This window comes from Phormidium sp. CCY1219, from assembly GCF_055795085.1.
In genome coordinates, this window is the sequence record NZ_JAYFEQ010000263.1 from 1 (window position 1) to 9,545 (window position 9,545).

At 50.9% G+C, this 9,545-nt stretch carries 12 protein-coding genes; 5 read left to right on the forward strand and 7 right to left on the reverse strand.

Going from position 1 to position 9,545, the window contains the following annotated elements; all coding sequences use genetic code 11:
* Positions 1-573: 573 nt before the first annotated feature.
* Positions 574-1,080, reverse strand: a complete 507-nt coding sequence (locus AC0QH1_RS03225) for a hypothetical protein (protein WP_324629396.1) — start codon at positions 1,078-1,080, stop codon at positions 574-576.
* Between the two features lie 308 nt (positions 1,081-1,388).
* Here AC0QH1_RS03225 and AC0QH1_RS03230 point away from each other — a divergent pair, with 308 nt between their 5' ends.
* From AC0QH1_RS03230 to prmA, 3 genes are all read left to right on the forward strand, one after another.
* Positions 1,389-1,568: a hypothetical protein gene (locus AC0QH1_RS03230; RefSeq protein ID WP_324629397.1), complete on the forward strand. Its 180-nt coding sequence runs from the start codon at positions 1,389-1,391 to the stop codon at positions 1,566-1,568.
* Between the two features lie 404 nt (positions 1,569-1,972).
* Positions 1,973-3,559 carry a phosphoglycerate dehydrogenase gene (serA, locus tag AC0QH1_RS03235; RefSeq protein WP_324629398.1) on the forward strand — a complete coding sequence of 529 codons (1,587 nt, stop codon included), beginning with the start codon at positions 1,973-1,975 and terminating at the stop codon, positions 3,557-3,559.
* Positions 3,560-3,756: 197 nt separating this feature from the next.
* A complete protein-coding gene (gene prmA, locus AC0QH1_RS03240) occupies positions 3,757-4,644 on the forward strand; it encodes a 50S ribosomal protein L11 methyltransferase (protein WP_324629399.1) in 888 nt (295 codons plus the stop codon).
* 62 nt (positions 4,645-4,706) lie between these two features.
* Here the strand turns inward: prmA and AC0QH1_RS03245 are convergent, their stop codons facing one another.
* On the reverse strand, positions 4,707-5,291 hold the full coding sequence (locus AC0QH1_RS03245; RefSeq protein ID WP_324629400.1) for a hypothetical protein: 585 nt from the start codon (positions 5,289-5,291) through the stop codon (positions 4,707-4,709).
* 159 nt (positions 5,292-5,450) lie between these two features.
* On the reverse strand, positions 5,451-5,768 hold the full coding sequence (gene trxA, locus AC0QH1_RS03250) for a thioredoxin (protein WP_324629401.1): 318 nt from the start codon (positions 5,766-5,768) through the stop codon (positions 5,451-5,453).
* 149 nt (positions 5,769-5,917) lie between these two features.
* Between trxA and fabG the strand changes: the two genes are divergently transcribed.
* Positions 5,918-6,685 (forward strand): 3-oxoacyl-[acyl-carrier-protein] reductase, encoded by a 768-nt coding sequence (fabG, locus tag AC0QH1_RS03255; protein WP_324629402.1) that lies wholly within the window; start codon positions 5,918-5,920, stop codon positions 6,683-6,685.
* A 91-nt stretch (positions 6,686-6,776) separates the two neighbouring features.
* Here the strand turns inward: fabG and AC0QH1_RS03260 are convergent, their stop codons facing one another.
* The 3 genes from AC0QH1_RS03260 to AC0QH1_RS03270 form a co-directional block, all read right to left on the reverse strand.
* Positions 6,777-7,100 (reverse strand): DUF1816 domain-containing protein, encoded by a 324-nt coding sequence (locus AC0QH1_RS03260; protein WP_324629403.1) that lies wholly within the window; start codon positions 7,098-7,100, stop codon positions 6,777-6,779.
* A gap of 109 nt (positions 7,101-7,209) precedes the next feature.
* Complete coding sequence (locus tag AC0QH1_RS03265; RefSeq protein ID WP_324629404.1) at positions 7,210-7,440, reverse strand: hypothetical protein; 231 nt, start codon at positions 7,438-7,440, stop codon at positions 7,210-7,212.
* A gap of 168 nt (positions 7,441-7,608) precedes the next feature.
* A complete protein-coding gene (locus AC0QH1_RS03270; RefSeq protein ID WP_324629406.1) occupies positions 7,609-7,881 on the reverse strand; it encodes a DUF1830 domain-containing protein in 273 nt (90 codons plus the stop codon).
* Positions 7,882-8,380: 499 nt separating this feature from the next.
* Between AC0QH1_RS03270 and AC0QH1_RS03275 the strand changes: the two genes are divergently transcribed.
* Positions 8,381-9,280 carry a DMT family transporter gene (locus tag AC0QH1_RS03275; protein WP_324629408.1) on the forward strand — a complete coding sequence of 300 codons (900 nt, stop codon included), beginning with the start codon at positions 8,381-8,383 and terminating at the stop codon, positions 9,278-9,280.
* 52 nt (positions 9,281-9,332) lie between these two features.
* Here AC0QH1_RS03275 and AC0QH1_RS03280 read toward each other — a convergent pair.
* On the reverse strand, positions 9,333-9,545 hold a 213-nt coding region (locus AC0QH1_RS03280; RefSeq protein ID WP_324629409.1), incomplete at its 5' end, for a hypothetical protein.

Genomic DNA, 9,545 nt, shown 5'->3' on the forward strand with positions numbered 1-9,545 from the left:
AGATTCTGGGTACCGGATGCGGCGTGGAGGGTCTTGGAATTTCATCCCCAGGATGTGCCGTGCCACGCAGCGCCGCCAACTCGAGCCAAAAAACGGATGGAGGAACCTCGGGTTTCGCTTGTGCTGTGCTTCCCTGCTGAGTCCTGAGTGAGGGGGCGGATGAAAGAAATAACTGTTATTTTGTAGTTACATTCGTAAGATTCAATTGTTGCCACAAGAAATCGGCGGGATTTGGGAGTAGAGCGGGAGGGAGGTAAGCGATTCGCCGAGGTTGCTTTGGCTGCGGGATAATTGGATGGTGGAGGGGCAACCTCCTATATATATGGCCGCACCTTTTCCATTATGTTCATAATACTGTCAAGTGGTAAGGGTTGTCAAGGGGGTGGAGAAATTTTTTTTTGCGAGAGTTCGACAAGCTTGGTGTAGCAACATACGTAAGATTCAATTGTTGCTACAAAAATCCTCGTTCCCGGGAGCGGTGGGGGAACGAGGGATATGGAGAGAATAGCCTCACTTCGGAGGAAAGAGCGCAAATTGCGGGAGGTAGGTGAGAGGGGATTGGCAGACCCAGTGCTAAGCTTGGGAGTAACTTTTGAGACTTTCCGGGTCGAATTGACGGAGGATGCGGCTAGATTGGTTGACGGTGGTGGGGGAACCATTGACCACGAGCAGGTATTTCCCGGCATTGAGGCGGTTGCGATAGGGCAAAGCGTCGCCACTGCCAAAGGCGATACCTGCGCCGCCGCCGACAAAAAAGCTGCCCATTGCACCGGAGGCGGCACCGAGGAGACCCCCGATGAAGTGATTACCCAGTTCACCGGCCCAGGCAAAGGTATTCAGACCGGTGATGACACTAAATGTGGCACCGGCGGCGAAGCCAAACGGAACCAGCCAAGTTGCCATTAATTTGGTTTGTTTGATGGCTTGTTCGTTGGGGTCGATGAGACCGTATTCATCGGCAGTTTTGTAGCCTCTGCCGAGAATGGTTACTTGGTTCATGGGCAAGCCTTCTTTTTCGAGAGCGGAGTAGGCAGCTTCAGCTTGAATGCGATCGGGCACAACGGCAACGAGATAGTTCATTGCAGATTTCAATGTTAGTTATCGGGTGGGTTAGACAAGGTTCAACCGCAGGGGGTTGCAGCCATTAGAATAGGCGCTGTGGATATTATATCGGTTTTGGGTAACGCCGAAGATGGCTCGGGTGAAAAATTTCCCCTCGGTTCATTTCCTAGGGAGGAGGGACATAGGAGGGAGAAAAATCAGAATTGAACCCGGAGAAAGGGTGAAATTGGGAAGGATTGGTCCGAGGATTTTCCGGATACAGAAAGTGCCGATCGCGCGGCGAAAGTAGCCGAAAAAACAGCACCATTGCAAACCGCCCGTTGGTTTTGGACGCAGACCGAACCTGCGGATGGAAGGCGAGGCGATCGCGGATGGAGGAAAAAAATCCGTGGCGATCGCACAGTTCCGGGAAAGAGGAAAAGCATGGAGACGAAGGAGGATTTGGCACAGCGCCAACATCAGCGCCAGGGGTGAAACGAAGCAAAACGGCTATATTTGGGTCGTAAAAACCAGAAAATTCAGCACAGAATCGCAAAGCAGCAGACGATCGCCGCGCGAGAAAAGTAAAGCAATCCCCAGCGATCGCCGCACCCAGGCGGATCCAAAACAGGTTAGGGAATTGGGGGGCAAAAACACGAAAAGCAAGAGAATTAATAAAATAAAAGTGAAGAATTTCCGCCAATCTGTATAAAAGAGTACGCTTTGCAGTTACAATGACCTACTGCAGCAACTTTGCGTGGGAGAGGAAAACGCGCCAATAGGGGCTTGAATCTGCCACCACAAGCAAAGGGGGAGGAGAGGAGCGGAAAAAAGGTAACTCGTTGCGCCAATCAGAGGCGATCGACGAGTCAACAGAGCGCCTCTGCCCAAAAGAAACTGCTGTAAACCTGTTGCAACCAACCTGCTGACCATGCCAAAAGTTCTTGTTTCCGATCCGATAGACCAAGCTGGGATCGATATTATTTCTCAAGTTGCCCAAGTTGACGTCCAAACCGGACTGTCAAACGAAGAATTAATCAAAATCGTCCCCGAGTACGATGCCCTGATGATTCGGTCCGGGACCCGCGTCACCCAAGAGATAGTAGAAGCGGGGACACAGCTAAAAATCATTGGGCGTGCTGGTGTGGGCGTAGATAACGTAGACGTGCAAGCCGCCACCCGAAAAGGAATTGTAGTAGTCAATTCCCCAGAAGGGAACACGATCGCCGCCGCCGAACATGCCCTTGCCATGATGCTGGCCCTATCGCGCTACATTCCCAACGCGAATCAATCCGTCAAAAGCGGCAAATGGGATCGAAAAAGCTACGTGGGAGCCGAGGTTTACAAAAAAACCATCGGCATCGTAGGATTGGGCAAAATAGGCTCTCATGTGGCCGTTGCGGCCAAAGCAATGGGCATGAAACTGATTGCCTACGATCCGTTTATTTCCGCAGAACGGGCCGATCATATCGGTTGTCGGTTAGTGGACTTGGATCTGCTATTTAGAGAAGCCGATTACATCACCTTGCACATTCCCAAAACCGCAGAGACGGCAAATCTCATCAATGCGGAAGCGATCGCCAAGATGAAGCCCACCACGCGGATTATCAACTGCGCCCGAGGCGGGATTATCGACGAAAAAGCCTTAGCCGAAGCCTTAAAAGAGGGGCGAATTGCCGGGGCGGCATTAGACGTGTATGAAAACGAACCCCTAGAGGAAGATTCCCCCCTGCGAAGCTTAGGCAAAGAAGCGATTCTCACCCCCCACCTGGGTGCTTCTACCGCAGAAGCGCAAGTCAACGTCGCCATTGATGTTGCCGAGCAAATTAGAGACGTATTGCTGGGGTTGCCGGCGAGATCGGCAGTGAACATTCCCGGACTGTATCCCGATGCGTTAGAAAAACTCCGCCCTTACCTGAAATTAGCCGAAACCCTAGGGAATTTGGTGGGTCAGTTGGCGGGGGGACGAGTGGAACTGCTCAATGTCCGACTGCAAGGAGATGTAGCGAATAAAGAAAGCCAGCAACCAGTGGTGGTTGCCGCATTAAAAGGATTGCTCTCCCAAGCTTTGCGCGAACGAGTCAACTACGTCAATGCCAGCATCGAAGCCAAAGAGCGAGGCATTCGGGTAATTGAAACCCGGGATGCCTCGATTCGGGATTATGCCGGATCCTTGCATTTAGAAGCCAAGGGATCCCTCGGGGATCACACCGTCACCGGTGCCCTGTTAGGGGATGGGGAAATTCGGATTACCGATATTGATGAATTTCCGATTAACGTCCCACCCACCGGGCACATGCTGTTTACCAGACACCGGGATATGCCCGGGATTATCGGCAAAATCGGTTCCCTACTGGGCAGCTTTAACGTGAATATTGCCAGTATGCAGGTAGGGCGCAAAATCGTGCGCGGCGATGCGGTGATGGTGCTGAGCCTCGACGATCCCCTGCCCGAGGGAATTTTGGCTGAAATTATGAAAGTTCCAGGCATTCGGGACGCCTATACGGTAACGTTATAACAGTCCCCTGAGCCGAATCGCCATAACCGAGCGTTTAGGTGTCAGGGGTGGGGAACAAGCAGGGGCTTTCGCCGGTGGCTTGCGCCTGCGCGTAAAACCCGTTTCAGCGGGATGCCTGACCCACGGAAAACCGGGCACCTAAACCCCGAACGCGAACAAACCGTTGCTGTCCAACCTGAAAGCTGAATTGACCGATTATGGCGAACAACTGGTGGGAAATTCAAGTGCTATGCGATCCAGATTTGGAAGATATTTTCTTCTTGCGACTGGAAAGCTTTGGCTGTCGGGGAACTGCCAGTGAGATTAAGGGTCATTCCTGCTTAGTATTGGCCTATTTGCCCCAAGAGAAAGCGCAGTTGCTGGATTTGGCGGCGCTGTCGCTGCTGTTGCGACAAGATGCCCTCTGCGTGAATATGCCGATTCCGGCGGTGCAGTGGAGTTTGATTGAGGAAGAAGATTGGTCCACCAGTTGGAAGAAGCACTGGAAACCGGAAGAATTGGGCGATCGCTTTTTGATTAATCCCGCCTGGTTGCCCATCCCGGAAACCGATCGCATCGTACTACGCTTGGATCCGGGGGCGGCATTTGGTACCGGGGCACATCCCACCACTCAGCTATGCCTGGAGGCGTTGGAAATGCGCTTGGGATTTGAAGAAACCGAACCAACGATCGCCGATATTGGCTGCGGATCGGGGATTTTATCCATTGGCGCAATTCTGCTGGGGGCGAAAAAGCTCTACGCTGTGGATACGGATACCCTGGCGGTGCGATCGACTCGTCGCAATCGAGATTTAAACAAGATTCCCGACCAGAAATTAGTGACAAAACTCGGCAGTGTGGAGCGGGTGAAGCAACTAATTTCCGAACCGGTGGATGGAATTGTCTGCAATATTTTGGCGGAAGTGATTATCGATTTAATTCCGCAAATGGATGCGATCGCCAAACCGAGTACCTGGGGCATTATCAGTGGCGTATTGCTCGAACAAGCCAAACCGGTTGCCGATACCCTAGAACAAAATGGCTGGGTGGTTGCTACCCTCTGGCGACGACAAGATTGGTGTTGCTTCAATATCCGCCGCAGTTAACATCAAATTGCCCGGGGGGAAACTGGCGCATCGATTGGCATTGCCTTTTTCGGGGTAATTTTTTAACTGCCCGTGGCCAGAAAACGACGGTTAAAATAGAGATACGCCGCCACATAAAACCCGTTAACGGCTAGCATCAATCCTTTGCCGAACCCCGACTCTACCGAGGGAAAAACATTCACCGTTGCCAAACCAACCAGGATGATTTCTATTAACGCCACTACCTGCCCGTATCGCTTCGGATCCCAATAGGAAATCGGACTGATAAATCGATAATCGTGTAAGGGGAAAAAATGCCGATGGGCGTCATCGTGGTGAACGGGCAAATCTCCTAATGAATGCAGCACCATGCTGATAAAAATAAGTTCCAGAATGGGCCAGCCAAAATAATGAGAAATGATGGCGGCAAAACTGGCTAGGGGAATGGAATGCAATAAGGCAACCCAAGTTTGCATCTGAGGTTGCCAATAAGATTCGGTCCAGATTTTTGCTTCCGGTTGTTTGAGAACGAATTTTGCCCAAAAATAAAAGATAAAAATGGGCAAATCGGGTAAAATCGCCCCGACAACTACCGCGAGATTAGCTTGCGTCAGGGGCAGGTTAGTGACAATTGCCAAGTTGATAATAGCATGACTGGGAGTGTTCATTTTGTCTGTTGACCCTGCAAGCCGTGGGGTAGGCAATGCCCACCGGACATCGTACAATTAAACCGTAGGGTGGGCAATACCCACCGGACACCGAAAACCAGAGTGTTGGTGGTTTAATGATAGAAGAAAACCGCTGAACCGACAAGGCGATCGCAGAGATTACAGCAGGGGTTCGAGTTGTTGAATCAGGCGATCGCTGGGCATAAATCCCTCAAAACGCTGCAAGGGTTTGCCATTTTTAAACAGAACCAAGGTGGGCAAAGCGTGAATGTGATGGTCTGTGGCCAATTGGGTATATTTTTCCGTGTCGATTTTGACAATTTTTACCCGATTTTTCATTTTGGCACTGACTTCACTGAGAACCGAGGCCATCATCTGACAAGGCCCGCACCAATCGGCGTAAAAATCCACCAGAACGGGTAAATCGGACTCGGCGAGCATTTCTTCAAAGCTTGTGAACTGTTTTTTGACTGCCATAGCATAAAACGGCTCAATTGAGCCGATAGTAACGACTGATTTGATTCTATGATAGCGGGGGTTTCTGGGCAGAGGGTAGGGAATTCGGGGCAGTTTAGGGGCGGGTTTTACCGTAAGATAGTGTAGTGCGTTACAGATTTAGAAGGGAAATGGAAGGATTACCGGAACAGTTGCAAAGATTGCGCGATCGCGTCGCCGTGGTGACGGGGGCCTCGCGCGGAATTGGACGGGCGATCGCCCTCGCTTTAGCTACAGAAGGAGCGAAGGTAGCGATTAACTATGCCAGTTCCAGTGATGCGGCGGATGCAGTGGTGGCGGAAATTACCGAAGCAGGGGGGACGGCGATCGCCTTGCAAGCCGATGTGTCCAAAGCCGACCAAGTGGACAGCCTGATCTGTGCGGTCCAGGAAAAATGGGGCACCATCGATGTACTCGTCAACAATGCCGGCATCACCCGCGATACCCTGCTGCTGCGGATGAAACCGGAAGACTGGCAAGCCGTGATTGACCTGAATCTCACCGGCGTCTTCCTCTGTACCCGCGCCGTTAGCAAAATCATGCTCAAGAAAAAAACCGGTCGGATTATCAATATTGCCTCAGTGGCCGGTCAAATGGGCAACCCCGGTCAAGCCAACTACAGCGCCGCTAAAGCGGGGGTGATTGGCTTTACCAAAACCATTGCCAAAGAATTGGCCGGTCGCGGGATTACCGCCAACGCCGTTGCCCCTGGATTTATTGCTACCGATATGACCAAGGATCTCAAGGGCACTGAAGAAATTCTCAAGTTCATTCCCCTCGGGCGGTATGGCGAACCGGAAGAAGTAGCCGGCTTGGTTCGCTTCCTGGCGGCAGATCCGGCAGCGGCTTATATCACCGGCCAAGCCATTAATGTGGATGGCGGTATGGTGATGGCATAACATCACTTAGCATAAAAAACCGGAAAAGGGTAGCACCAACCTCACGGGTAGGGTGGCAAACTCGAAAGCCACCCTACAGCTAGTCGGTAAACTAAGTGTTGTATATACGAGCCAAGCGAGGCAGATTCGGCTTTATACTGCTGTCGAGGGAGTCCAATAATTCATCTTCCAAAACGGTGAGCTTGTGTGGCTGACAGCGTTTTAAATGAACGGCGATGACTGTGGCGGATTCCGCTCTCAGGTCTTCGATGTAGCCGTCGCGATCGCGTTTGGCGTGATTCGCTGTAGAAAAGGGGCCAAAGTAGTAGATGCAGCAGGGATTCACCGTGACGATTTCTACCCACCAGGCTACCCGAAAAAATTCTAATATCCACAGAAAAAAGTGTTGCCATTTTATTAAAGTTTGTTGTGGCATTATTTTAGTCTCCACTGTTTGTGAATTGGGGTCTAGCCTGCAAAATGTTGCTGGTATTTTTTACATTCTCGGCAGATGGATAGAATGGTAGGGGGTTTTTTTTGCTTTATTATTGTACGAAGTCGCGAATGCTCTGACGAATGAGCGGTTCTATCTGCTGAAAGCGACTTTGGGAAAAGGAGGAGGGGGGAATTTGTTCGATGACATGGGAAATTAGCTTTTCGCGGAGTAAGCGATCGCGCAAGGCGATGCGATAAGGATAAAGGGGATATTCTGTGGAAATTTTTTCCAGGACATCATTGATAATTTGCCAATAGAGTGTTCCCACTTGCTGCACCATAGTTTGCCTCAAAATAAAGCGCTAAGGTTTCCAAAATTCGGTTAACGGTTTTGTGGTCTTCAAAACAACGAGGGTAAAATCAAAAGGTGAATATTTCCGGGGAAACCGAGGGGTAAAACCGCTGGATAACGGGCTTTTACCCATTTCCCGGTCAGGGTCACTGGGGTCTTATCCTTCTTTCACCTGCAAGCGATCGCAGGGGATGACTTCGGTCACGGTCCAACCCCCGCTGTCACCGATATGAACTTCTAAATCGGCGTGGGGAACTGCTTCAAACATGAAACGCTGGTTGGGAAAAACCACCCGCTCAAAATGCTTACTGGGGAAGTTTTTACTTTTGAGCAGCACTATGCGATCGCTCTGGTTAAAATAGAAACATAGAATCCGTCTTAAATCGCTGTTGTCGCTCGCGTTTTTAGAGTTGAGTAGGGTTTGAAGCATTTAGGGTGATAATGTAAAAGCTTGACAAAAATTTATTGCTTTGGCAATGAATCTCGGAAAATCGAGGGAGTGAATGTCAACTGCCTTACAGAGATTAATCTGCTGGGAAATGAATCCCGCCAAAGCGAGGGATTCGTGGAAATGCTCCAGTGGTAACATTTCAGATGTTGCGATCGCAATTGCGCCATCGCTTAAAAGCCAGAATATCCTTCTTAGGAAAGCCATTGCTTCTATCAAGAGAAAGAAGAATCTGTTAAGTTGGTTTGTGCCCGTGAATACGCGCTGCTGATTTTTCGGGGAATGGGGAGGGGTTTGCCATTTTTCCCAGGGAGGCGATCGGGAGACATTATAACATCAACCCCATTCCTGTAGCGGTTGAATATTCACAAGAGAGATGGAGATACATGTAGGCATTTCACCGGGGTGGGGAAAGTTTTCGCCTTCCATAACATTGACACCGGCCAGAGAGTGCTATAATTACAGAATTTAACTGTTAGCGATGAAACCCTCTCCTTGGAAAGTCTGCTTTATCCTGACCTGCGGCGTATTGGCGGTGTCCACGGCGGCGATTTTAATTCGTTTGGCCTTAGATGCGGCTGACCTGCGCGGGGCGGGGTTTAGCTTGGTGTTAGCCGCCTCTCGCTTAACCGTGGCGGCGCTGATGTTGTTGCCTGCATGGGGCAAAATTTACCGCAACCGGATCCCGCGCAGTGCCCTGGGGTATGCGGTAGCGGCGGGTGCCTGTTTGACAGTCCATTTCGCCAGTTGGATTACCTCGCTTTCTTATACTTCAATTGCGGCATCCACTACCATTGTGACCACGAATCCGGTGTGGATCGCGCTTTTTTCTTGGCTGTGGTTGGGGGAGAAACCCTCGCGCCAAACTTCGATGGGGATTGCGATCGCCCTAGTTGGGGGAGCGATCGTCGGGTTGGGCAGCAATAACAGTAGCTACGCAGGTAGCAATCCGCTACTCGGTAATTTCCTGGCGCTGGTAGGCTCTTGGACTGTGAGCTGGTATTTGTTACTGGGGCGCGAGGCACAAAAACGGGGCATGGGCATCGGCGGTTACAGCGCGATCGCTTACGCCACCGCCGCTTTACTGCTGTTGCCCATGCCCTTCCTGTTTAATGCCAGCTATACCGGGTATTCCCCCGAGGTTTACCTCTATATTGTGCTAATGGCGGCGATTCCCCAATTAGTGGGACATACCAGCTTTAACTGGGCTATCAGTTGGATTTCGCCCACCGTCGTCACCTTGGCGATTCTCTTTGAACCCGTGTGCGCCAGCATACTGGGATTTCTGGTGTTTGGCGAAATTCCCGGAATCTCGGTGTTAGTCGGGGGGGTGGTTGTGCTGGTGGGAGTGGCGATCGCCGCGATCGGTTCTCGCAAGTGAGGTTAACGCACTATCTCCCGGGAGGCGATCGCCTGAAATTACAGCGCGATCGCTAAACCAAAGTAAAATAAATCTCCGTCAGCGCATTCGCATTAATTCCAGCCACCGAGGCTAATATTTCCCCCGTACTCGCAAGGGCAATATTCGCTTGATTGTTACCTTGAGTAATATTCAAATCGGCAAAGGTAATTCCCTCCGCCAACCCCAACCAATCTTCCCCTAGGGTAAAGTCAGAAACCACATCACTGCCATCCCCTTCGCGGAA

Excerpts from the sequence above, each read along its gene's own strand:
- AC0QH1_RS03275 (WP_324629408.1), top strand. The coding sequence starts at position 8,381 with ATGAAACCCTCTCCTTGGAAAGTCTGCTTTATCCTGACCTGCGGCGTA.
- trxA (WP_324629401.1), bottom strand. The coding sequence starts at position 5,768 with ATGGCAGTCAAAAAACAGTTCACAAGCTTTGAAGAAATGCTCGCCGAG.
- AC0QH1_RS03270 (WP_324629406.1), bottom strand. The coding sequence starts at position 7,881 with ATGCTTCAAACCCTACTCAACTCTAAAAACGCGAGCGACAACAGCGAT.
- fabG (WP_324629402.1), top strand. The coding sequence starts at position 5,918 with ATGGAAGGATTACCGGAACAGTTGCAAAGATTGCGCGATCGCGTCGCC.
- prmA (WP_324629399.1), top strand. The coding sequence starts at position 3,757 with ATGGCGAACAACTGGTGGGAAATTCAAGTGCTATGCGATCCAGATTTG.
- AC0QH1_RS03265 (WP_324629404.1), bottom strand. The coding sequence starts at position 7,440 with ATGGTGCAGCAAGTGGGAACACTCTATTGGCAAATTATCAATGATGTC.
- serA (WP_324629398.1), top strand. The coding sequence starts at position 1,973 with ATGCCAAAAGTTCTTGTTTCCGATCCGATAGACCAAGCTGGGATCGAT.
- AC0QH1_RS03245 (WP_324629400.1), bottom strand. The coding sequence starts at position 5,291 with ATGAACACTCCCAGTCATGCTATTATCAACTTGGCAATTGTCACTAAC.
- AC0QH1_RS03225 (WP_324629396.1), bottom strand. The coding sequence starts at position 1,080 with ATGAACTATCTCGTTGCCGTTGTGCCCGATCGCATTCAAGCTGAAGCT.
- AC0QH1_RS03260 (WP_324629403.1), bottom strand. The coding sequence starts at position 7,100 with ATGCCACAACAAACTTTAATAAAATGGCAACACTTTTTTCTGTGGATA.